Here is a 24,296-nt window from a genome sequence, read left to right as displayed (position 1 = left end):
CAGAGGTCGCAGAGAACGCAGAGGGATGCTTGCCTCTCGCCTCTCGGCTATTGAACCGCAGAGGTCGCAGAGAACGCAGAGGGATGTTTGCCTCTCGCCTCTCGGCTATTGAACCGCAGAGGTCGCAGAGAGAGGGTAGAGACGTTGCAATGCAACGTCTCTACCATTTCGAGCAAATCGCCTATCGCCTATCGCCTATCAGCTATCGCCTATCGCCTATCGAAGTCTCACCCATCGCAGCCAGCAGTTGCTCATCACGGCAATCGCTGCCGACACTGAGCAAGGCCAACCATCCCACCCCGGCAACAACCAGCGCGAGTGGCAGCCAGCCCGATCCGAGCAGCGGCCACACCGCGCTCAGCGCAGCCACTGCCCCTTGACCTTGCCAGTGATACCACTGTACACCCAGCGCCATCAGGCCAAAGGCGCTGATTTGCAGCGGACGCAGGCGCGGCCCATCGATGCGGCACAATAGAGTCGTTCGCCGTCGCCAATGCGCAACGATCCCGCCGCCAACCAGACTCAACGCCACACCCATCCCGCCACCGCCAGCGCCAAGCGACAATTCCAGGCCTGCCGCCAGCAGCAAACCTGCGATGATCGCCACTATCCAACCCAACCAGCGCTTTGTCACAGCGTGCATACGCGATCACTCCAGTTTCACGGTACCCAGCTCAGACTCGAGCAGATCGACAGCGGTGCGCAACACTTTGATGCGGGCATACTTCTTGTCTTCCGCCTCGACAATCGTCCACGGCGCAACTGGCGTACTGGTGCGCAGTAACATCTCGTTAGCCGCTTCAAGATACGCCGGCCACTTCTCGCGGTTGCGCCAGTCTTCATCTGTCAGCTTCCACGCCTTGTACGGCACATTCTGCCGCTCTTCAAAGCGGCGCAGTTGCTCTTCAGGGCTGATGTGCAGCCAGAACTTGGCAATAATCGCGCCAAAATCGACCAGTTGCCGCTCAAACTGATTAATCTCTGCGTAAGCGCGCCGCCATTCATCAGGTCGGGCAAAGCCTTCCACGCGCTCAACCAGAATGCGACCGTACCACGAACGATCAAAGATAGCAAACTGGCCGCGCGGCGGCAGCCGGCGCCAAAACCGATAGAGGTAGTGGCGAGCTTTGTCATCGCCGGCAGGAGCCGCAATCGCATGCACAGTGTAGGCGCGAGGATCGAGTTCGGCAGTCAGGCGCTGGATCGCTCCGCCTTTGCCGGCGGCATCCCAACCTTCAAAAACGAACACCACCGGGCGCTTTTGATGATAGACCTGCAGGCCGAGCAGATAGAGTTTGGCCTGCAAACGCTTCAAGTCGCGATGGTACTCATCGTCATCGAGACGCAAACTCAGATCGACTCGCTGCAACGGCCCTGCCTCGCGCAAGAGCGGCGCAGCCGAATGCGCCACAACCGGTGTCAGTTCGGCGGCATGATTGGCGACCGCCGTATAGGCAACGGGCAGCGGCGCCGGTCTGATCATCGATGCGTCTGATGTCGGCGCGCGAATAGCAAGATTATAACGACGCAACGCCAGGCCGCTATCGTCAATGCTGGCGCCGCGATCGGTAGCAGTGACACCTAGACGGCTTTCCAATGCGCTCACGATAATCTGCAGGATGCTCAGGCGCGCATAATACTTATCGGCAGCCGGCACAATATGCCACGGCGCAAACGACGTATCGGTGCGTGAAAGCATCTCTTCAACGGCGCGGTAGACCTTTTTGTAGTGTCGGTTCTGCCAGCGATCTTCCGGAGTCACCCGCCAGGCCTGAATTGGGTCAGCCAGCAGTTTGGCAAACCGGCGCGCTTGCTGCTTCCTGGTGATATGCAACCAGAATTTCAAGATAAGCGCGCCATCGTCGGCCAGTTGACGCTCGAAGATAACTGCATCTTCGCAGCGTGTGCGCCATTGATCACGATCGCCGTTAGCCGTGTAAGCTGCCAGCAACTCGCGGTACCACGAACGATCAAAGAAACTCATCTGCCCATAGCTGGGAATCTTGAGCCAGAAACGGTAGAGCCACGGATACTGCTGCTCATACGTGCGCGGCGGCGTGATGGAATGCACCCGAAAGCCACGTGGGTCGAGACGACGGGTTAAAGTGGCAATTGCGCGCGCCTTGGCTGTGCCGGCCCAGCCCTCAAAGACAAAGATCGTCGGAATGCGCGCTTCAAGGAGCATCTGCTCTAGGTCAAACAGGCGCGCTTGCAATTCTGGCGCCAACCGCCGATATTCCTCTTTGCTGAGCGTCACGTCAGTGAGACAGCGATCAAGCATTGTTCACTCCTTCCTGCGCCGACGGCGCAGCGCCGACCATCTCTTCGGCAAGTACCTCTACAAATACAGCCACAACACGCGGATCAAAATGCCGTCCTGCCTGATCGCGAATGTAGGCTAACGCCTGCTCAGATGTCCAGGCCGGTCGATACGGGCGATCGCTGGTCAGCGCATCGTAGACATCGACAACGGCAAAAATCCGCGCAGCCAGCGGAATCTCCTCTCCCCGCAAACCGCGCGGGTAACCGGTACCATCCCATTTCTCGTGATGACACCATGGAATATCGATCGCCGGCGCCAGAAACGTGATAGGCTGGAGTAGCTCATAGGCCAGAGTCGGATGCAAACGCATGATAGCCCATTCTTCATCATTAAGCGGACCTGGTTTGTTGAGGATGGCATCAGGCACGCCTATCTTTCCAATGTCGTGCAGCAACGCGCCGCGCCGGATATGAACCAGTTCCTCGCCGCTCAGCCCCATCCGCTCGGCAATGCGCACAGTCAACCTGGTAACCCGCCGTGAATGGCCTTCCGTCTCATGGTCACGCAGATCGAGCGCGCGCGCCCAACCCTCAATCGTGGCGTCGTAGGCGGCGCGCAATTCGGCATTGGTTCGCTGTATCTGCTCAAACAACTCAGTTCGATGTAGCGCATTAGAGATCCGGTCAGCAATCGCCATCAGCAGATTAAACGTAGACTGAGGAAGCGCTTCGGCGCAAATCAGGACAATCGCGCCACTTGTGTGCCGACGGTCGCAATCAACGCAACGGGCAGGCACAACGATCAATTCGCGCTGGCCATCATCGTTCATCGGCTCGCGCCACAACGACAGGCTGGCAATGGTTGGGAGCAGCGCCGACACACGGCTGGACAACCCATCCAGCCATCGTATCTCGCCACAGGCTTGCTCAACCTGCCAGCCATTGGCTGTTTCACGCCACAACGTCAAAAGCTGCGCCGGCACGACCGCAGTGAGCTGGCGAATGATCACCTGCGTCAGCTCAGCGCGATTGCGCGCCGCGCGCATCGCTTCTGACAACTGGTTCAGGAAGTTCTGTTGCTGTTCACGCTGCACCCGCTCGGTGACATCGTGCTTAATGGCAATGAAACGACTGATTTCACCCGAATTGAGGCGGACAGGCGTAATCGTCATCTCTTCAACGTACAACGAACCATCTTTGCGGCGATTCACCAGTTCACCGCGCCAGGTCTGCCCGCTCAAAATTTGATTCCAGAGCGCGGCATAAAATGCTTTGTCTTGCCTGCCCGAACGGAGGATACGAGTCGATTGACCGACCGCCTCAGCCGCGGTATAACCGGTTAGCGTGGTAAAGGCGGGATTCACCCATTCAATCACCCCATTCAGATCGGTAATCACTATTGCCTGCGCCGTTGCATTCAAGGCCACCCGCAGTTGTTCGATCTCAGCCTGGGCCTGACGACGTTCGGAAATATCGCGGATCACACTCAACAACACCCGCTCACCTTCGATGTCGGCGCCGGTAGAGCTGACCTCGACCGGAAACTTGCTCCCATCGCGACGCAGATGCCAGGTTTCAAACAGAATTCCCTGAGTGTTGGCCTGCGCCATTTGCTCATAAACGTTGGCTCTCGTTTCAGGAGCGCGTAGATCGTGGATCGCGCGCGCGCAGAGTTCAGCCCGACTATAGCCGTAAGCAATCTCTGCCGCGCGATTAGCTTCAAGAATTTTGCCATCGCTGGCCCGCACGAACAGAACAATATCGCGCGCATGCTGACTTAACAATTCGTAACGCGCCAGATGAGCGGCAGACTCCACCTGCGCCGTCACGTCGCGGGCAATACCTTCAATCACCCCATCAACGACTGTGAAATGCACATCAAGCCAGACAGAGTGGCCGTCGCAGTGACGGGCCTGAAGCAATTGCCGACCGCGCCCCTGAGCCAGCAAGCGTTCGAAGCTGGCATACTGTTCGGCGCCAATGATCGCCTCGATCGGCGTGTGGCGCAACAACGTATCCGGATCGTAGCCAAGGATCTCCCTTACTGCCGGGTTGACAAAATCGAGCCGTGATTGCGGGGCTAGCACGTAGCGAAAGATAATATCTGGCGCCTGCTCGGCCAGTCGCCGAAAGCGACCTTCGCTCTGCGCGAGTAACGCTCGCGTCTGATCGCGCTCCATTGCGCGGCGTCGCGATTCAATTGCGCGCGCAATCATTCCGGCCAGCATCATTCCATCATCGATGAGAGCGGCAGTAAAAACGTGCTTCTGCCCTGCGTAGAGATTGAGCGTGCCGATCAGCCGACCATCAATTTGCAACGGTAGCGCCGCTGATGCGCGCAAACCATGGGCCATGGCGGCGGAACGCCACGGCAACATCACCGGATCGGTGGCAATGTCATTGGCCACGCGAGGCTTGCCTGAACGCAAGGTGGTACCGGTAGGACCGCGACCGAGCTGAGGATCGTTGAGCCGGATGCGAATCTGGGAGAGATAGTCACTGGCCGGCCCCCACCAGGCTACCGGCTGCACATCGGTTGTCTCAAGGTCAATCAGGCCAATCCACACCAGCCGCAAACCGAGCGATTGACCGATGAAGCGACAAACTTCTTGCTCAAATTGCGGCGACGCCACATCACTCCCCGCCAGTTGATTCAACTGGTGAATCAGATAATTCGTCTGCCGATGAAATTGCACCTGTTGCAAGGATTGCCTGACGAGGATGGCACTGAAAGCAAGATTGAGGATGACAAACAGCAGATTGAGCCAAAACTGCAACCAGATCGACACAATCAGCGCAAGCCAAAACCAGAGAACAATGACAACTAGCCAGACCAGCGCCAGCCAGAGCGTTTCTGCGGACAATGGGATTGAGTTGAAAAACAATCGATTATTATTCATAGCATCCTCAACGCAAGGTGGGCGCTTGCGTTAGGGCTATTGTAGCAAATCGGCCTTGCAATAGCGCTACGAGATGATAGTTATTCTCGCAACAAAAAAGATGTTCTACTTCATTCGGCGTAACAATTTCGCAACCACTCTCTCCTCGTTAGCATTATGCAATGCTATGGAAAGAGATGCGGCGTATAATGTAGACAGTAAATAAATGATAACCACACCCCTGCGCAGGAAGGATGTGCCCTATGACAGCACCTATCGAGCAATCTGTAGATGAAATCGAACGACTGGTAGAGATTGCCGAACACCTGCGCGATGGCGACTTTGCGGTTGACATACCGGCGCCAAAAAGCGCCGACAAACGCATTCATAAGCTGGCTGCTTCGTTGCGTGAACTGGCTGCCAGCCTGGCCCGCTGGCAACGCGAAATTGAAACGCTTCACCGCATTACCACCCGCATCAATGCCGGCCTTATGCTCGATGAAATTCTCGAGGGCGTGTATAACGACTTTCGCGAGGTGATTCCATACGAGCGTATCGGTTTTGCGCTACTCGAAGACGGCGGCAAGGTATTGCGCGCGCGATGGGCGCGCACCAGCCTGCCTACCGTTCATCTCCAACGCGGTTATGCGGCGCCAATGGCCGGCAGCAGCCTCGAAACCATTTTGAAGACCGGTCAACCGCGCATCATCAACGATCTGGTACAATATCTGCGCCGTAAGCCCGAATCTGAATCAACGCGCCTGATTGTCAATGAAGGGATTCGCTCGTCATTGACCTGCCCGCTGATTGCCAACGGCGTCCCGGTTGGCTTTATCTTCTTTTCCAGCGCGAAAACCAATACCTACACCGATGAGCACGTTGAACGCTATATGCAAATTGCCGAGCAACTGTCAGTGATTGTTGAGAAGGGCAATCTGGTTTCCCAACTGGCGGCCCAGAAAGAGCTGCTCGAAAAACAGAATGCCGAGTTACGCCGCCTCTCAGCGTTGAAGAACAACCTGCTCGGCATGGTTGCGCATGATCTGCGCAACCCGGTAGCCATCATTCAGATGATGACAGCCATTCTGCGTAATCCACAATTGCAGCGTCCATCAGAAGAACGCCAGCGCATGCTTGATGACATTTACCGCCAGACCGAACACATTCTGGCAATGCTCAACGATCTGCTCGACCTGAGCCAGATCGAGAGCGGCACGGTCACTATCTCACCTGAACCGGTGGCCATCAAATCATTGCTGGAAGAGACGGTTTATCGCCACCAATTGCTGGCCAATCCCAAACAGACCCGGATCGAACTCAACATCCCAACCGATGGCGTTGTTTATGCCGACCCGCTCCGTCTGCGGCAAGTGCTCGACAATCTGATCTCAAACGCGATCAAGTTCTCGCCACCCGGTAGCACAATTACGATCAGTGTCGAGCGCGACGAGCAGTGGTGGAAATTTGCCGTAACTGATCAGGGGCCGGGCATCAGTCCTGCCGAGCGCAACCGGCTATTTGAAGCCTTCAGCCGCCTGTCAGCCAGACCAACCGGCGGCGAAAAGAGCACCGGGCTTGGCCTGGCCATTGCCCGCAAAGTGGTTCAAGCCCACGGTGGCATTATCGACGTTTCCTCAACACCAGGACAAGGGGCAACTTTCTGGTTCACGCTCCCGGCTCTGTCGCAAGAAGGAGCGTAGCGATGTCACGATCAAGCGCGACACCCATTCAACGGTTGACCCGCGCCTATGTAGGTGGCCTGATCTTGATCGCGGCGCTGGCAATTGGCAGTTATTCTTTGTTATCAATTAATACACATCGTCTATCGCAGTACGATGATCTCCTGAATACAACTCATCAACAGCAGATCCGTGTCCAGCAGGTTGCGCTGCTCGCCACTGAATTAACGCTCTTTGCCAATGCAGCCCAGGCTGCCTCGATCCGGGCCGAATTGCGCGCGCTGAGCGACGAGCTACGCCGAAACCACAATCACTTGCTCGCTGCCGATCACCTGCCAATCTTCAACCTGATGACCCCGGCACTGGATCGATTTCTCACGTATACGAATAACCTGATTGAAACGCCCCCTGATCAGCTCAGCCGCGATCAATACGATCTACGGGCCATTCAGACCAATCTGGCGGTATTGCAGAGCGATCTCAGCGCGGCCAGCAGCCTGCTGTTCGCCCAGAGTCAGATGTTGAGCGAGCAGATCGCCCTGATGCAGGCGGGTGTGCTGGCCATGATCCTGCTGCTGTTAACCGCTGGTGGGCTGCTCGTTGTGCGACCGTTTGCCCGTAGTGCCCGCCGCGAATCTGAGCAACTGCGCATGCTTTCATTGGTCGCGCGCTACACCGATAACGCTGTGATCATTACCAACCGCAATGGACAGATCGAATGGGTCAATGAAGGGTTCACACGCATTTCCGGCTATACCTTCGACGAAGTGCTGGGGCGCAAACCGGGCGAATTTCTTCAGGGGCCAGAGACCGATCCGGCGACAGTGGCGGCGATCCATACCGCCTTGCAGAATGGGGAACCGATTAAAACCGAGATTCTTAACTACACCAAACAGGGGCGACCCTACTGGTTGTCACTCGATATTGTGCCGGTCTACGACGATCATCATAACCTCATCCATTTTATCGCCATCGAGTCGGATATTTCCAACCAGAAGGAGATGGAGCGGATGTTGCGAGCCGCTCTGAAAGAGAGCCGCGATGTAATGAACGCGCTCGACCAATCGGCAATCATTTCAATTGCCGATCCTGAAGGACGTATTCTTGAAGTGAACGAGCGATTTTGCGCCATTACCGGCTATCGCGCTGATGAACTCATCGGCAAAGACCACCGCATCTTTAAGTCGGGAGTGCATCCGCCAGAGTTTTTTGCCGATTTGTGGGAAACGATCAAAGCCGGTCAGATCTGGCGCAATGAGATCTGTAACCGGGCCAAAGATGGGCGCTTCTTTTGGGTGGATACGACGATCGTGCCGTTTATCGGCGAAGACGGCAAGCCCGAACGCTATCTATCGGTGCGCTTCGACATTACTGACCGCAAGAAGAGCGAAGAGCAATTGCGCGCCAGCGAGACACGCTACCGCTCAGTCATCACTGCGATGAGCGAAGGGATCGTGGTGATGAACCGGGAAGGCCATATCGAGACGTGTAACGCCAGCGCCGAGCGCATTCTGGGGTTAAGCTACGACCAGTTGATTGGACGCACCAGCTTTGATCCGCGCTGGCATGCCATTCACGAAGACGGCAGTCCCTTCCCCGGCGAGGAACATCCGGCTATGGTCACGCTCAGAACGGGTCAACCGCAGCAGGATGTGATCATGGGGGTGCGCAAACCAACCGGTGAATTGACGTGGATCTCGATCAATTCACAGCCGCTGTGTGATGATCACGGCAACGTGTACGCCGTTGTCGCCAGTTTTCACGATATTACCGCCCGCCGTCAAGCCGAACAAGAGCTGCGCTTCCAGAAGACGTTGCTCGAATGCCAGACCGAAGCCTCGCCAGATGGAGTGCTGGTGGTATCACCAGACCGGCGCTGCCTCTACGCCAATCGTCGCTTCCGCGAAATGTGGAATTTGCTCGATCTTCCGGTTGAACAGGCAGTATGTGCGGCAAGCATGGAAGTGATGCTGTCTCAGGTTTGCGACCCTGAACGGGTGCGCAATGAAATCGAGGAATTGTACGCCAATCCGAAACTCACCGGTAAAGCCGAGATCGAATTGAAAGATGGTCGCACCTTTGAGCGATATAGCGCTCCAGTGATCAGCGTCGATGGGGAATATTACGGACGAGTCTGGTTCTTCCGTGATGTGACTGAACGGCGAGCAGTGGAGCGCATGAAGAATGAGTTCGTGGCGGTAGTTTCCCACGAACTGCGCACTCCGCTTACCTCTATCCGCGGCTCGCTCGGCTTGCTGGCCGGTGGTGTCGCTGGCGAGTTACCGTCGCGGGCAGCGTCAATGATCGATATTGCCTTGAAAAATAGCGAACGCCTGGTGCGCCTGATCAACGACATTCTCGATATCGAGAAGATCGAGTCGGGAAAGATGGTCTTCAAGATGCAACCGGTTGTGCTCGATGAGCTGGTGCGACAGACGATTGAAGCCAACCGGGGCTTTGGTCAGCAGTACAATGTCATGATTGAGCTGACCGCAACCCTGCCTAACGTTCAGGTCTATGTCGATCCCGACCGGATGACTCAGGTCTTTACAAACCTGATTTCAAACGCGATCAAGTTCTCTCCCGCTGGCGACAAGGTTGAAGTCGCTATCGGACGCGAACCGAACGGGCGGATACGAGTGACGGTTACCGACCATGGGCCGGGTATTCCGCCCGAGTTTCGCGACCGCATCTTCCAGAAATTTGCCCAGGCCGACTCGTCGAATACCCGTCAGCAGGGTGGCACCGGATTGGGGTTGAGCATCAGCCGGGCAATCGTCGAGCGGCATGGCGGTCAGATCGGCTTTGTCACCGCCACCAATCTCGGCACAACCTTTTATGTCGATCTGGTTGAATATCGTCCCAACACGACCAACCTGCCACCAATACCAACCTCCAGCAATGCGCCGCGCATTCTCATTTGTGAAGACGATCCGGACATTGCGGCATTGCTGGCCATGATGCTCCAGCAAGCCGGCTATGCCACCGATGTCGCCCATTCACTGGCCGAAGCCCGTCAGTTGCTCAACCAGCGCGACTATCGGGCAATGACGCTCGATCTGATGTGGCCGAATGAAGATGGCAGCGCCTTTATTCGCGAAGTGCGCAATCAAGCGCGCACTCGCACTCTACCGATTGTGGTTGTATCGGCGCGGGCCAGCGATGAACAGACGGCTAACGGCGCTGATGTTGACGTGGTAGACTGGTTGCCAAAACCGATCGATCAACAGCGTCTGCTCACCGCATTGCGGCGAGCAGCGCGCCGCGCGAGCGCCACTCGACCGCAAGTCTTGCATATCGAGGACGATAACGATGTCGTCACGGTTGTGCGATTACTGCTCGCTGAGATCGCCGATGTTCAGCAAGCCGCAACAGTTGCCGAGGCGCAAAAGCTCTTGCAAGAGCAGGCTTTTGATCTCGTCATTCTTGACCAAAACCTGCCCGATGGCAGCGGGATCGATCTGTTGCCCCTGATCGAAAGTCAAAAACCGCCGTTGCAGGTCATTCTCTTTTCGGTGCGCGATCTTGACCCGGATATTGCCAATCGAGTTGCGGTAACGCTGGTCAAATCACGCACCACGAACGCTGAATTGCTCACTGCCGTCAGCCGGCTCCTTGATCAGACTCACCTATTGCCAGCCGTGAAACCAACATCAACATCCTGAAGGAGGAACAGTTCGTGGCATCACTCCAGAAGATCCTCTTCGTTGAGGATGATCCTGATATTCAAATGGTAGCCCAACTGGCTTTGGAAGCGGTTGGCGGCTATACGGTTCAGATGTGCAGTTCGGGTGCCGAGGCGCTGGCTGTCGCCGAACAGTTTGCTCCCGATCTCATTCTGCTTGATGTGATGATGCCGGGGATGGATGGGCCGACCACGCTGGCCGAATTGCGCAAGAAACCGACGCTAGCCCACACACCGGTCGTCTTTATGACTGCCCGCGTTCAACGTCATGAAATTGAACAATATCTGGCTATCGGCGCCGCTGATGTAATCTCAAAACCATTTGATCCGATGAGTCTGTCAGCCCAGGTAGCTGCAATCTGGAAGAAAGCCTATGAAGCCCGATCCAGCGGAACAGTTTGAGGCGCTAAGGCGACGTTACGCAGCTCAGATCAGCGATCGTGTGGCAGCCATTATCGCTGCGTGGCAACAACTCGAACAGAGCGATTGGGAGAAGTCGGTTGGCATAGAAACCCGCCAACTGGCGCACAAGCTGGCCGGCTCGGCAGCGATGTTCGGCTTCGTCGATCTGGGTGCGGTTGCGCGTGAAATCGACATTGGGCTGAAAGAATGGCTTGAACTCGATCAGCCACTCAATGCGTATAAGCGACGCCACCTTGCGCAGCAAATCGCGCTGTTACAGCGACTGGCGACCGAGAGCAAGGTGACTGCGCTGTTGCCACCATTGACCACAACCCAGGAGCCGGTTGCCAATCCGCCTGAGCCGGCAACACTGCTCTCAACTCAAGAGCAGGTACCTGCTAATCTCCCACCATCTGCATCATCGCCGACGCAAGAGGCTCCTCTGCATCTGCCGTCACCTGAGCCAGCCGAGTCGTTGCGAAAAACGCCGGTCATCCCATTTGCTCCCCGCGAACAGAATGGTCGTCCACGCGCGATCATTGTGGTGGAAGACGATCAGGCATTCGCCACCAATCTGAGCGAACAACTACGGCTCTTTAATTACGACGTACACGTTATTCACGATCTAGAGGGATTGCCAACCCTGGTGCGCGCGATCAATCCGGCAGCAATCATCATGGATATCGTGTTTCCGAGTGGCGATCTGGCCGGCACTGAAGCTATTGCAGCCATTCAACGCGAACGCACCGAGCCGGTACCGGTCATCTACCTCTCGCAACGCGACGACTTTGCCGCCCGGCTGGCCGCCGTGCGCAGTGGTGGGCATGCTTACTTCGCGAAACCGGTTGATGCCGGTCGGTTGATTGAAGCGCTTGACCGACTCACTGGCGCCGAGGAATCAACCCCGCTGCGTGTCTTGATCGTTGATGATGAGCCTGAATTTGGTCAGCGCTGCGCGCAGAGTCTGGAAGCTGCCGGTATCTATGCCCGCGCAATTACCGATCCTCGCGAAACGCTCGAGCAATTGCAATCTTTCCAACCTGATTTGCTCATCCTCGATATGTATATGCCCATATGTAGCGGCATTGAGCTGGCCAGTATCATTCGTCAACAGGATCGCTACGTCGGCATGCCAATCGTGTTTCTCTCGGCAGAGACCAATCGGTCGCGACAACAATCGGCGCTCTCATTGGGGGCAGATGATTTTCTTGCCAAACCAATTCAGCTTGAAGACCTCGTGAGCGCAATTTCGGCCCGCGCAGTGCGCGCTCGCTACATTAAACGTTTCTTGATTCGCGATAGCCTGACCGGGTTGCTCAACCACCAGGCCGTTGAAGAGGAGCTGAGTCGCGAATTTGCCCGCGCTGAACGCCTCCATCAACCACTGGCCATCGCGATTATCGATCTTGATCATTTCAAACGGATTAACGACTCGTATGGGCACGTTGTCGGCGATCAGGTGTTGCGTAGCTTTGCGCGCCTGCTCCAACAGCGTCTGCGCAAGAGTGATTTGATCGGACGACACGGCGGCGAAGAGTTTTTGGTTGCGCTCCCCAATACATCATTGATCGAAGCGCGCACGTTGATCGATGCGATCCGCAACAGTTTCGCCGCGTTGCGCCATTATGGTCCGACAGGCCCGTTTGTCGTTACCTTTAGCGCCGGGATTGCCGGCTATCCACAGCATCGTAGCCAGATCGGAGCGATGCAGGCTGCCGATGCTGCGCTCTACCAGGCGAAACGAGCCGGTCGCAACCGGGTTGTGGTTGACACTGGCGGAAGTGAGCCAGCAACTGTACACGCAGCGACCACCCACCAGGATCAATCCATACCTGCCACCCCGGCGCCAAACTGGCGCGCGCTGATTATCAGCGCCAATGGCATTCAACGGCGATTGCTGCGCCAGGAACTGGCAGCGCATGGCCTGATGTATGATCTGATACCTGATGTTGAGCGCGCGCTCACCTATCAGGCGCCGATAACCCCTAACCTGATCTTTGTTGATATGACCCAGATCGAAGGAACGCGCATAGCAAACCTGATGCTCTTGCGTGAACATTTCGCTGCCGCGCGGATTGTCACCATTGCGCCAGCAGTAGCTGAACAACGCGCGGTGGCTTCGGTGACCTTCGGCGCTGATGATTACCTGCTTATTCCTCTGGCAACAGGAGCGCTGCCGGCGCTTCTGAATCGCCTGTCTGCGCACGAGAGGAGCAATCCATGAAACCGCCAACGTTACTCATTGTCGATGATGACGACTCGGTTGCCGAAATGCTAGAGATGATCCTGCGCAACGCCGGGTATGAGGTGCGGCGGTCGGCCAGCGGCGAAGAGGCATTGCAACAGATTTTTAAAGCTCCTCCCGATGCGCTGATCTGCGATGTGTTGCTGCCCGGCATCGATGGTTATACGCTCTGTAAGCGGGTGCGGCAACATCCACTCACCAAGACCTTGCCGATTTTGATGCTCACCGCGCAAGGCGATATTAGCGCCAAGATCGCCGGTTTTGAAGCCGGGGCCAATGACTATCTGGCCAAGCCATTTGAACCGCCTGAGCTGGTCTACCGGGTCAAGAACCTGCTCACCCGTATCGCCAGCGAAGCCCCCAGCGCGCCGCTGCCCCGCGGCAAGATTATCGCGGTATTTGGCGCCAAGGGTGGCGTGGGCAAAACGACGATTGCCGTCTCGCTGGCGCTGGCGCTACGCTTGCGCACGCGCCAGCGCGTGGTGATTGTCGATGCCGATCTGACTTTTGGCGACGTAGCTGTTCACCTGAACATTGCCCCTACCCGTAGCATCGTTGATATTGTGCGCAGCGGAGAAGAGATCGAGCGCGAGATGGTAAATCAGGTCTTACTCACACACCCGTCTGGCCTGCAAGCATTGCTCGCGCCGCCGCGCCCCGAAGAGGCCGAACTGGTCAGCCCTGATCACATGCTGCGCATCCTTGACCTGCTGGCAGTCAGTGCCGATTACGTGGTTGTTGATTGCCAGACCAGCTACGATGATCGCACTCTTTCAGTCTTCGACCGCGCCGATCACGTCTTGTTAGTGATTACACCGGAAATCGGCCCGCTCAAAAACACCAGTCTCTTTCTCGGTCTGGCCAGTCAGTTGGGAGTCAACCCCCAGGCGATCAGTATTGTATTGAATCGAGCTAACTCGGGGGTAGGGATCGGGGTTAGTGACATTGAACGAGTGTTACGCCGCAAGATCAATTTCCCGGTGGTGAGTGGTGGTCAACCGGTGGTTACGGCGGTTAACCGGGGCACACCGTTGATTCTTGAACAACCAAAGCACCCCTTTGTGCAGCAGATCCTGTATCTTAGCGATCAATTGATCAAGCAGTTGGGTGGTAAAACGCCAGCCCAACCGGCAGCGCCGGCAACGGGGTAAGGCATAATCCCAAACCCACGCTAACGGTAAGCCATCGTTTTTAGGGTGTCGCTGTGCGCTGTGGTTCAGGCGTTGGTGACGCCTCGGTAATCACTTCCAGCGTCGGTTCGACCACCGGCGCTTCTGGCGTCGGTTCCAGCGTCGGTTCGACCACCGGCGCTTCTGGCGTCGATTCCAGCGTCGGTTCGGCCACCGGCGCTTCTGGCGTCGGCTCCAGCGTCGGTTCGACCACCGGCGCTTCTGGCGTCGGCTCCAGCGTCGGTTCGACCACCGGCGTATCGGTCGGTACCGCCGCAGGTGGCTGAAACACTGGCGGCGGTGGAATGAAGATCGGCGTTGTCGGCGTATTGGTGACCGGCACCAGCTCGTATGGCGTCGCCGTTGGCGTTGGTGTCAACGTTGGGGTGGGCGTAGGGGTTGCCGTCGCCGTTGCGGTAGCCGCAGGCGTTGTTGGCGAAACTGTTTCCGAAACGACAGGCGAAAGCATAACGTCCGTTGCGCGCGGAAACTGATCAGGCGACGTTGGCGCTGGCTCCGACCCGGTGGTTTGATTGAGAATTGCGCCCACAAACGCCACTCCTCCAAACGCATATCCGATCAGGGCAAGCAACAACGCAACCAGCAATGCACTGTAGATGAAACGATCGCGCGGCGGCAGATCGGCAAACCAGGTGCGCAGGCCAGCCGCCGATGCCGATGAAGGAGAAGCCAAAGTCACCGGTGGCGCGCCAACCGGCGCCGGCATTGGCGTTGACGGCGTTGACGTTGTAGGTAACGGCATCCCCATGTATAATGGGCAGCGTACATGAGAAGCCGATAAACAATATCGGATTTGGTAATCAGGTTCGACTTGCGGGATCTCTTGCGCCTGCCCGGCTGCGTAGCAGCGATGCTCTGGTGTCGGTGACGCAAAGCGGATCGCCTGATTTTGTTTCAAGCCAAGGTATGGGCAGTGTCCTGACGGTTCAACCATAGCGGCGACGCTCCTCATAACCGGGTCGCTGCCAATTATACGATCTGGCTGCGAGCATCGTCAAAACGCGGGAAAATATGCGGATTGTAATCCTCTCTGATATACACTCTAATATCGTCGCTCTTGAAACGGTTTTAACCGATGCTGGTTCATTCGACGCTCTATGGTGTCTCGGCGATACAATCGGCTACGGCCCCGCCCCAAATGAGTGTATCGAACTGATGCGACAACATGCCACGGTGGCGCTCACCGGCAATCACGATCTGGCCTGTCTGGGCAAGATTAGTCTCAATGACTTTAACCCTGATGCGCGGCGCGCCAATTTGTGGAACGGCGCCCAACTCACGCCGGCAAACCGCGAATGGATGCTGCCACTTCAGCCGGCGCAAACGGTTGACCAACACTACCACCTTGCCCACGGCAGTCCGCGCGAACCGATCTGGGAATATCTGCTCATGCCATCACAGGCACTGGCTAACCTCGACTGGTTTAGCGAACCGATCTGCTTCATCGGTCATTCCCACGTCCAGTTTGCTTTCCGCTGCTCAGAAGAGCGGTGCGAACGAATTATGCCTGAACCAGATACCCGGCTTGCGCTGAGCGACGGTGCGCGCTATTTCATCAACCCGGGCAGTGTTGGTCAACCACGCGATCACGATCCTCGCGCTGCATACGCCATTCTCGATACCGACACCCAGACCCTGACCTTTAAACGAGTGACCTACGACGTGAAACGAACCCAGGAACAGATGCGCAGTTTTGGTTTGCCGTCAGCCCTGATCTACCGTCTCAGTGTAGGGATGTAAGATTATGTCGCTCGAACAACTCTACCGCCGGCGTTTTGCCGGTTCCGCCCTGCTGGCAGAACAGGCTTTGCAGCGTTTTCCCGGCGGCGCGACCCACGATGGCCGTTATGCCGATCCATTCCCCTTATTCATGGAACGTGCCAGCGGGCCGTATAAGTGGGATGTGGATGACAATCGGATGATCGATTACTGGTGTGGGCACGGCGCGCTCTTGCTCGGTCATGGGCATCCGGCAATTGTTGAGGCTATCACGCGGCAAGCGCCGGTGGCAACCCATCTTGGCGCCAGCCATCGGCTCGAACTCGAGTGGGCCGATCTGATTATGAGCCTGATCCCCGGCGCTGAGCGGGTGCGATTTACCGCATCAGGCAGCGAAGCTACCACGCTTGCCCTCCGTGTTGCCCGCGCCGCTACCGGCAAGACGACTCTCATCCGTTTCGCTGGCCATTTCCACGGCTGGCACGACGCCCTGGCTCCGGGCGCCGATCCAGACGATCCCAATCGCGGCGTATTGCCCGAAACGCTTGCCAGTCTGATCATCCTGCCCCCCGATCTTGATCAGGTGGCCACAACACTTGCGCGGCGCAATGATGTGGCGGCAGTTATTTTCGAGCCAACTGGCGCGTCTTATGGATCAATCCCGTTACCAGACGGTTTTGTGACCGGCTTGCGCGCCATCACCCGGCATTACGGCGTGTTGCTGATCGCCGATGAGGTTGTCACCGGTTTTCGCATTGCGCCGGGTGGCGCATGCGCGCGGGCCGGGGTTCAGCCTGATCTGATATGTCTGGCCAAGATTGTCGCCGGCGGTCTGCCCGGAGGCGCGCTAGCCGGACGCGCCGATCTGCTCGATCTGCTGGCTCACGATGAACAGGGGCCACGCGGACGAATCCGGCAACAGGGAACCTTTAACGCTAATCCGCTCTCAGCCGCCGCCGGGATCGCCATGTTACGCACTGTCGCTACCGGTGAACCGGGCGCAATCGCTGCCCGGCGAGGAGAGGCGTTGGTGCGCATGCTCAACGAGGTCTTCTCGGCTCATCGCCTGCGTGGATGGACAGCGTTCGGCGATGGCTCGATCTTCCATATCTTCGTCGATCCGTCAACCGACGTGATGCCCGGTGAACTCCCCCGTTCACCCTCGCTCGCAACGCTCAAACGTGGCGGTGATGCGCGGCTGCTGCGGCTGCTCCGAATGGCCCTGCATTTGAACGGTATCGATCTGATGCGCGGTCGCAGTGGCTTTGTCTCGGCTGTCCACAGCGAAGCCGATCTCCAGGCTACCGTGGCGGCATTCGATGCCGCGATTGAGCTGGCGCTGAGCGAAGAAGGGTAGAGGCATTGCCCTGCAACGTCTCTACTCCGATACATACATGCACAATTGCTGCCACACTCAACAGTGATCTGAACAGGAGACCATCTCATCAATGCAAACACAATCGCTCGTGGTGCCGCGTTCCGGTTTGTTTATTGGATTCGCCGTGCTTTTGGCCTTTTCCCTCTTGCTCGCCGTTCCCGCTAACGCCGATTGGTGGCAGATTGTGATTCTGGGTGTCGTACAGGGGATTACTGAATGGCTACCAATTTCATCTACGGCCCATCTTCTCTTGACCAGTCGCGCGCTTGATTATCAGGGCAGCATCGGCGGCACCTTCGAAATCGCCATTCAGTTTGGCACTGTCTGCTCGGTATTGTTGTTCTACTGGCGCGATCTGATCACTCAGGCAGCCGCTCTGGTCGGGCGTGGACAGCCAGAAACGGTAACGACAGCTCGCAAGCTCTGGCTCGGCGTGATTATAGCTTTTGTGCCAGCAGCAGTGGTTGGCCTCATTGCGCGTGATTTTATCAAGGCAGTGCTCTTCGAGTCGCCACTAGTCATGGCAATCGCGCTTATTGGCGGCGGGATCATTTTTCTCTGGATCGAGCGGCGCGGCACTTTCCGCCCGCAGGCCACCAGCGCCGATTTCAGCACCGTCTCTAACCAGCGCGCATTGACCGTCGGTCTGGCGCAAATTCTCGCTCTCATCCCCGGCGTCTCACGCTCAGGCGCTTCAATTGTCGGTGGCTTGCTGGCCGGTTTTGATCGCCCAACCGCAACCGCCTTTTCCTTCTATCTGGCTATTCCCACGCTGGGGCTGGCCACGCTGGTCGATTTAATTGGCAGTCTCGATCAGATTCAGCCAGGTGATTGGAGCCGACTCTTGCTCGGCGCCACGGTGGCGATGATTGTCGGCTATGGCTGCATCGGCTGGCTATTACGGTACGTGGCCACCAACAACTTTACGTTGTTCGGCTACTACCGGATCGCAGCCGGGGTCATCATTATCGGCGCAGTGGCATTTGGAGCGCTGTAAACTGATGACACAACAGCGGCGGATCGAGTTGCAGCTCAGAATGATAAGCGGTACACTACAAACACGCAGTTCCTGTTGTATTGAGCTGTTGTAGCGCCACACGATGAACGAACTGGCCGAACAACTCCTGACTCCCGATACACCCATTGCGGATGCCGGCGCGATCTGGCTGGCGCGCCTGGCCAGCGCCGGCCTTGATAGCGACGACGCGGAAGATGACCTTGACGAACGCGCGCGCGAGAGTCAGCGCCACCATGCCCGCCAGACCATCGCGAGTTATGAGACGGCGCTGCGCATCTTTGTGCGTTGGGCTGAGCGCAATGGGCGACAACGGTTAGGCGATTTGAGTATCGGCGATCTCGTTGCGTATGCTCGCTCGCTCCGCAAGCGCAGCTACGACCTCTCGCAACGGGCAGCGGCAGCGCGCGCAAACGGTCAGGGCGAACGGCTGGCCGAGCGCACGATCCACGCATATGTGCGCCCCTTGTTCGGCTTTCTGGCCCTGGCCGACTCGCAGGGCGCCATTCCCTTCCGGGTTGCCGCAGCGCGTCCCGAGGTGAGTCGCATTCTCCCTCGGTTGCCCGACCCGGTAGCGCCAACTCCGCCCGATCTGCGTCGACTGGTGCGGTTTTACGACAAACCCACCGGTGAAGAGCGCGAACGACAAACGCTCATCCGGTTGCGCAATGCCGCTCTCTTGCATCTGCTCTTTTCAAGCGGCGCTCGCATCTCAGAAGCATTGAGCCTTGATGTCGGCGATGTGGCGCGCGACCGTCGTGTGCTGGGGCGGGTGGTGGTGCGCGGGAAAGGTCGGCGCGAAGGAACACTCTTCATCCGCCGTCATGCCGAACAGGCCTTGCAGCGTTATCTCACGGCGCGCCAGTGGCCGGCAGCGCGCGAACCGTTCTTCGTCGCGTTCGATCCGCGCGCCGGCGGTGGCCGACTCTCGCGCATCAGTGGCTGGCGAATTGTCACAACGGCTGCCAATGCCCTGGCCGATCGCCTGGTCTGGGAGGGGAAAGTCGATGAGGCCGAGCTGCTGCGGCGAGTCACGCCCCATACCTTTCGCCATTTTGTTGGCTATCACCTGTTGAATGAGGGTGTCGCGCTGGCGGAAGTGTCGCAAATTCTGCGCCACCGGAGCGTGGAAGTGACGCGCAGCTATTACGCCAGCTATGCCGATGTGCAACTGCAAGAGGTACACGATCAGTTTAGCGCCGATCCGTGGCCGGACGAATAACATTCAGGGCAGATCCCGCTACTGCAACTGCCGATTGCGCTCAAGATAAACTGCTCTTTGCAGGACTGGAATCGCAACGCGCGCAACCTTCACGATTCAACCCAACCGCTGCCCGCTTTGCCATTATGCAAGAAAAGTGTTGTATAATAGCAATTGTTCGCTTCCCCATCCAACATCCCGACATACAGCAGCAGAGCTGTGAGCGGGCAGAGGAGTTTGTATGGCCGAGATCATTCCCCTGACGCCAGGCGAGACCAGTTCACCCACCGAACCGTTTCGCGGTGGCGCATGCAAGTTGCACCCTCAAACGATGTGCCCGGCGTTTGGCGCCTTGCGGGTACTGACGCGAATCGAGGGCGCGCAACCGGCGATGGTGACCGATACCGGCTGTTTGTACGGCCTGACCTTCGTGACTCACTTCTACGCAGCGCGCAAGAGCATCGTTGCGCCTGCGCTGGGGACAGCCGAATTATCGAGCGGGAAGGTGCAGGAAGCAGCGAACGCAGCGATCGCTGAAGCTGCTTCTGAGCCAAATGTGTCATTCATTCCGGTGATTTCGCTCTGCGTGGCAGAGACAGCCGGCCTGGCCGAAGAGCTGCTGCCAAAAGAGATCGACGGCAAGCCCGTGATCCTGGTACGAGTGCCGGCGTATGCCATCCATTCACACCCCGAAGCTAAAGACGTTGCGCTTGCCGCCGTGATGCGACGGTTTGTTGATACAACCGGCGATCACGAACCGAGAACACTGGCCTTGATCGGCGAGGTCTTCCCGGCTGATCCGTTGTTGATCGATGGGGTCGTGCGCAAGATGGGAGGCCGGGTGGTGACAACGATCCCTGGCCGTCACATTGACGAGATCAGGCAGGCGGGCCGGGCAGCCGCCGTTGCCGCGTTGCACCCGTTTTATCGCGAGACGATTGGCGTCTTGCGAGAACGTGGCGTGGCAGTGGTGAGTGGCGCGCCAATCGGCGCCGAAGGAAGCGCAGCCTGGCTACGCGCAATCGGCGCGGCGCTTGAGCTTGATGAAGATACAGTTGAGCGTGTAGCCGCCGAAGAAGAAGCGACCGCGCGCGGTTTTCTGGCCAGCAAACCTTTGCAGGGTGCCACTATTCTGGTTTCAGGCTATGAAGGGAATGAGATGCTTTATGCCCGCCTGCTGATCGAGGGTGGCGCGCGCGTACCCTATGTGAGCACGAGTATCGGGCCAAGTGCGCTTACGGCGGCTGATGAAGCGTGGCTCAAAGCTCACGGCACTGAAGCGGTGATCTATCGCAAGACGATTGAAGACGATAAGGCAGCGATGGAACGCTGGTCATTTGATCTGATTATCGGCACCACCACGCTGGCTGCCTACGCCAAAGAGAGAGGCATTCCGGCAGTTTACTACACCAACATCCTCAGTGTGCGCCCACTCTTCCTTGCGGGTGGCATGATCGCCTCGCTGAACTTTGTCCGTGATCTGATCAATCGCAAGCCGATCTATGACCGTATGCTGGCCTTCTTCGAGGGCAATGAACGCCAGGAGGGCGCTCGATGAGCATTACGCTGATTCGCGATATTTCCGACACCAGCAGCTATTGGGGCGCATCATGGGTGTTCGGCTGTTTCCCCGACGTGCATATCGTCTGCGATGCGCCAATCGGTTGCTACAATCTGTTAGGTATGGCCGTCACCGACTATACCGACGCGCTGCCGCATATGGCCAACCTGACCCCGACTTCGATTCGGGAAGAAGATGTAATCAACGGCACAGCAAAGGCGCTCATCCGCACCATCGATGATCTGCGGTCAATGGGGATGTTAGAGGGCAAACGGTTGATCGTCGTCTCCACTGCCGAGAGTGAGATGATCAGCGCCGACCACGCGCAACTGGTGCGCCAGATCGATCCGGAAGCGCGCTTCTTCTGGAGCCAGTCGCTTGAACAGGACGAGTGGATTGGTCGCGAACGAGCGCTGCGGTTTGCCTGGGAACAGTACGGCAAGCCATTCGTACCACCAGATGTCAAGCCAAGGCCCCGCACTGTTAATATCATCGGCCCATCGTTAGGGTGTTTCAACGCGCCAAGTGATCTGCACGAACTCAAGCGACTGATCACCGGCATTGGCGCCGAGATCAATCTCGTGTACCCCTATGAAGGCAGCATTGCTACCACTCCGAAACTGGCGGAAGCGGCGGTCAATGTGGTGATGTATCAGGAATTTGGGCGCGGCCTGGCCGAGGATTTGGGACGACCCTACCTCTTTGCGCCCTTTGGCGTCTTTGGCACTACTGCATTTTTGCGTGAATTAGGGCAATTGCTCGGCATTGACGCAGCTCAAGTCGAAGCCTTTATCGAGCGAGAGAAGCGCGCGACGTTGCAACCGGTCTGGGATCTGTGGCGCGGGCCGCAGAGCGACTGGTTTGCAACGGTCGATTGCGCCATCGTCGCCGCGCGTAGTTATGCCGACGGCCTGCGCAGTTTTCTCGGCGATGAACTGGGGATGAAGATTGCCTGGGTTTCGGGACGCCCACGGCGCGAAGATGAGCCGGACAATATCGAAATTCGCAAGCGATTGCACGCAAAAGCGCCGGCGTTCGTCTTTGGCAGCATCAACGAGAAGATCTATCTGGCCGAGGCCAATGCGCGCGGCACGCACTACATTCCGGCAACCTTCCCCGGCCCGGTCGTGCGCCGAACGACCGGCACGCCGTTTATGGGGTATGCAGGCGCGGCGAACATTATGCAAGAGCTGGTTAATCGTTTCTATGAAACGGTGATCAACTTCTTGCCGGTTGAGCCGGCAGCGCCGGCTGCCGGCGGCCCTCCCAAACCGGGCAGCGCCGAAACTATGCCGTGGACGAAAGAGGCGACCGACCGGTTGAATGCCGCGCTTGAGGCAGTGCCGTATTTGGCCCGGATCAGCGCCAGTCGCTCGCTTCGTTCCGCTGCCGAACAGGCTGCGCGCGCGCGTGGCCTTCACGAGGTCACCCTTGAAATTGTTGAAGCAGCCATTGCTCAGAGTGCGCGGGCATGATATGCTGACAGCGAAGCGCTGCCAAAGTACAGCGCTTCACTTCCTGTCAGTGTAATCCAGGCCTTGCGGAGCGGAACTGCATGCATATTTTAGTGACGAACGACGATGGAATTGACAGCCCCGGCCTTTGGGCATTGGCCGGGGCTATGCGTGATTGTGGCGCTGAGGTTAGCGTGGTTGCGCCGGCTGAAGAACAAAGCGCGATGAGTATGGCGCTACCGCCACAGCGCGAACGCGAGCTACGCGCCATCATTCCACCGGCAGAACTCGATGGGATCAGGGCTTTTACACATAATGGCTCTCCGGTTGCCTGTGTCACCATTGCCATGCTGAGCGGCGTCTTGCCGCCAATTGATGCGGTGGTCTCCGGGATCAATCGCGGCGTCAACAGCGGGACGAACGTGTTGCTCAGTGGCACCGTTGGCGCGGCCATGATCGGCGCTATGTGGGGATTGCCGGCAATGGCGGTCTCGCTCAAATATCACGGGCCGGGACCGCTGCCGTGGGGCACGGCTGCCTACGCTGCCCGGCGCCTCTTTCCACTGCTCGAGCTGACTCGCCCCCACGCGCCCATCGTTATCAACGTTAACGTGCCCCACGTGGCCGATCCCGGTGAGTTGCGCGGTTTCCGCCAGACCCGATTGTCAGAGTTTTTCTTTGGTCACTACCTCGATCTGGAACTCAACCCAAACGGGCCGGCGGAACGACAGCAGATTACCTTCCGATTTGCTCGCGAACGGGTGCCCGAATTTGCGGTCGATACCGATGATGGCGCTGTCAATGCTGGCTACGTATCGGTCACACTGTTGCGACCACTCATCGATGGCGTCCCGCTTGAAATCCCATTGCCGGACATCAACCGGTAATAGGGTGAGGTGAGTCGTTCCTTTTAACCCTTGCCCTCCTTTGCGCTCTGTCGTAGAATGAGAAAAGTAACTGCTAACACTTGTAAGGACAACAACATTGTATGGCTATTCGACGCATTCTACGGATTGACGACGCCGAGGATCGCAAGATCTTGAAAATGCAGTGTCGTCCGGTCAAACTCCCTGATCGCAATCTCAAACAGCTCGTTGCTGATATGTTTGAGACGATGCACGCCGCCAACGGAGTCGGTCTGGCTGCTCCGCAGATCGGCATTCCGATCCAGCTCTGCATTATCGAACTGCCTCCCGAATACGAAGAACGGCCTGACGGGAGCGTGGTTGAGGTAGCGCCAGCCGAACCGTATGTGCTGATCAATCCGCGCATCGTCAAGCAGAGCGGTGAAGAGGTGATGCGCGATGAGGGATGTCTCAGTCTACCCGGCTGGTACGGGATGGTTCCTCGTCAGACGTGGGTGACCGTCGAGTTTCAGGACTTGAGCGGTAAACATCACCGATTGCGCCGCGCTGACGGGTTGCTGGGCTGGGCAATTCAACACGAAGTCGATCACCTGAACGGGATACTCTTCACCGAGCGCATCCGCGATCTGAGCACATTGCGCGACATCACCAAAGAGCGCGAACCGCAACCGGCGTAGGTGATAGGCGATAGGCGATAGCTGATAGCCGATAGGCGGTAGGGGCGCAGCGATGCTGCGCCCATATGTTGTTGCCGCGATAG

The 24,296-nt window shown here is 57.6% G+C and carries 17 protein-coding genes; 13 read left to right on the top strand and 4 right to left on the bottom strand.

All coding sequences use genetic code 11. The features are described from left to right. Positions 1–202: 202 nt before the first annotated feature. The 3 genes from Q0650_RS16865 to Q0650_RS16855 are packed head-to-tail and all read right to left on the bottom strand — an operon-like array spanning position 203 to position 5,162. The gene (locus Q0650_RS16865; protein WP_298821079.1) at positions 203–643 is read right to left on the bottom strand and encodes a hypothetical protein; all 441 of its coding nucleotides are present in this window, start codon (positions 641–643) and stop codon (positions 203–205) included. A 6-nt stretch (positions 644–649) separates the two neighbouring features. Further along, a complete protein-coding gene (locus Q0650_RS16860) occupies positions 650–2,281 on the bottom strand; it encodes a hypothetical protein (protein ID WP_298821077.1) in 1,632 nt (543 codons plus the stop codon). Further along, positions 2,274–5,162, bottom strand: a complete 2,889-nt coding sequence (locus tag Q0650_RS16855) for a PAS domain S-box protein (protein WP_298821075.1) — start codon at positions 5,160–5,162, stop codon at positions 2,274–2,276. Before Q0650_RS16855 ends, Q0650_RS16860 begins: the two co-directional genes overlap by 8 nt. 242 nt (positions 5,163–5,404) lie before the next feature. Between Q0650_RS16855 and Q0650_RS16850 the strand changes: the two genes are divergently transcribed. The 5 genes from Q0650_RS16850 to Q0650_RS16830 are packed head-to-tail and all read left to right on the top strand — an operon-like array spanning position 5,405 to position 14,303. Next, the gene (locus Q0650_RS16850; protein ID WP_298821073.1) at positions 5,405–6,841 is read left to right on the top strand and encodes a GAF domain-containing sensor histidine kinase; all 1,437 of its coding nucleotides are present in this window, start codon (positions 5,405–5,407) and stop codon (positions 6,839–6,841) included. A 2-nt stretch (positions 6,842–6,843) separates the two neighbouring features. Beyond that, positions 6,844–10,485, top strand: coding sequence for a PAS domain S-box protein (locus Q0650_RS16845; protein WP_298821070.1), 3,642 nt, complete (start codon positions 6,844–6,846; stop codon positions 10,483–10,485). A gap of 14 nt (positions 10,486–10,499) precedes the next feature. Next, entirely contained in the window at positions 10,500–10,907 is a 408-nt protein-coding gene (locus tag Q0650_RS16840) for a response regulator (protein WP_298821068.1), read from the top strand. Further along, on the top strand, positions 10,879–13,131 hold the full coding sequence (locus Q0650_RS16835) for a response regulator (protein ID WP_298821067.1): 2,253 nt from the start codon (positions 10,879–10,881) through the stop codon (positions 13,129–13,131). Before Q0650_RS16840 ends, Q0650_RS16835 begins: the two co-directional genes overlap by 29 nt. Beyond that, positions 13,128–14,303 (top strand): response regulator, encoded by a 1,176-nt coding sequence (locus tag Q0650_RS16830; RefSeq protein ID WP_298821066.1) that lies wholly within the window; start codon positions 13,128–13,130, stop codon positions 14,301–14,303. The genes Q0650_RS16835 and Q0650_RS16830 overlap by 4 nt, the downstream gene beginning before the upstream one ends. Before the next feature lie 40 nt (positions 14,304–14,343). On the opposite strand, the gene Q0650_RS16825 is transcribed toward Q0650_RS16830, so the two are convergent. Further along, positions 14,344–15,276 carry a hypothetical protein gene (locus Q0650_RS16825; RefSeq protein WP_298821064.1) on the bottom strand — a complete coding sequence of 311 codons (933 nt, stop codon included), beginning with the start codon at positions 15,274–15,276 and terminating at the stop codon, positions 14,344–14,346. Positions 15,277–15,353: 77 nt separating this feature from the next. Here Q0650_RS16825 and Q0650_RS16820 point away from each other — a divergent pair, with 77 nt between their 5' ends. The 8 genes from Q0650_RS16820 (at position 15,354) to def (ending at position 24,213) form a co-directional block, all read left to right on the top strand. Next, positions 15,354–16,082, top strand: coding sequence for a metallophosphoesterase (locus tag Q0650_RS16820; RefSeq protein WP_298821062.1), 729 nt, complete (start codon positions 15,354–15,356; stop codon positions 16,080–16,082). A 4-nt stretch (positions 16,083–16,086) separates the two neighbouring features. Next, positions 16,087–17,418, top strand: coding sequence for an aspartate aminotransferase family protein (locus tag Q0650_RS16815; RefSeq protein WP_298821060.1), 1,332 nt, complete (start codon positions 16,087–16,089; stop codon positions 17,416–17,418). Positions 17,419–17,509: 91 nt separating this feature from the next. Further along, entirely contained in the window at positions 17,510–18,436 is a 927-nt protein-coding gene (locus tag Q0650_RS16810; RefSeq protein WP_298821058.1) for an undecaprenyl-diphosphate phosphatase, read from the top strand. Positions 18,437–18,539: 103 nt separating this feature from the next. After that, a complete protein-coding gene (locus Q0650_RS16805) occupies positions 18,540–19,676 on the top strand; it encodes a tyrosine-type recombinase/integrase (protein WP_298821056.1) in 1,137 nt (378 codons plus the stop codon). A 220-nt stretch (positions 19,677–19,896) separates the two neighbouring features. Then, complete coding sequence (bchY, locus tag Q0650_RS16800; protein WP_298821054.1) at positions 19,897–21,213, top strand: chlorophyllide a reductase subunit Y; 1,317 nt, start codon at positions 19,897–19,899, stop codon at positions 21,211–21,213. After that, positions 21,210–22,691: a chlorophyllide a reductase subunit Z gene (bchZ, locus tag Q0650_RS16795; RefSeq protein WP_298821052.1), complete on the top strand. Its 1,482-nt coding sequence runs from the start codon at positions 21,210–21,212 to the stop codon at positions 22,689–22,691. The genes bchY and bchZ overlap by 4 nt, the downstream gene beginning before the upstream one ends. Positions 22,692–22,771: 80 nt before the next feature. After that, positions 22,772–23,557, top strand: a complete 786-nt coding sequence (surE, locus tag Q0650_RS16790) for a 5'/3'-nucleotidase SurE (RefSeq protein ID WP_298821050.1) — start codon at positions 22,772–22,774, stop codon at positions 23,555–23,557. Positions 23,558–23,658: 101 nt separating this feature from the next. Continuing rightward, positions 23,659–24,213 (top strand): peptide deformylase, encoded by a 555-nt coding sequence (def, locus tag Q0650_RS16785; RefSeq protein WP_298821048.1) that lies wholly within the window; start codon positions 23,659–23,661, stop codon positions 24,211–24,213. The last annotated feature ends 83 nt before the right edge of the window (positions 24,214–24,296 follow it).

The organism is uncultured Chloroflexus sp. (assembly GCF_937129525.1).
Classification (GTDB): domain Bacteria; phylum Chloroflexota; class Chloroflexia; order Chloroflexales; family Chloroflexaceae; genus Chloroflexus.
Note: the sequence above shows the minus strand (reverse complement) of the source record. Positions and strands in the feature narration are given on the sequence as shown.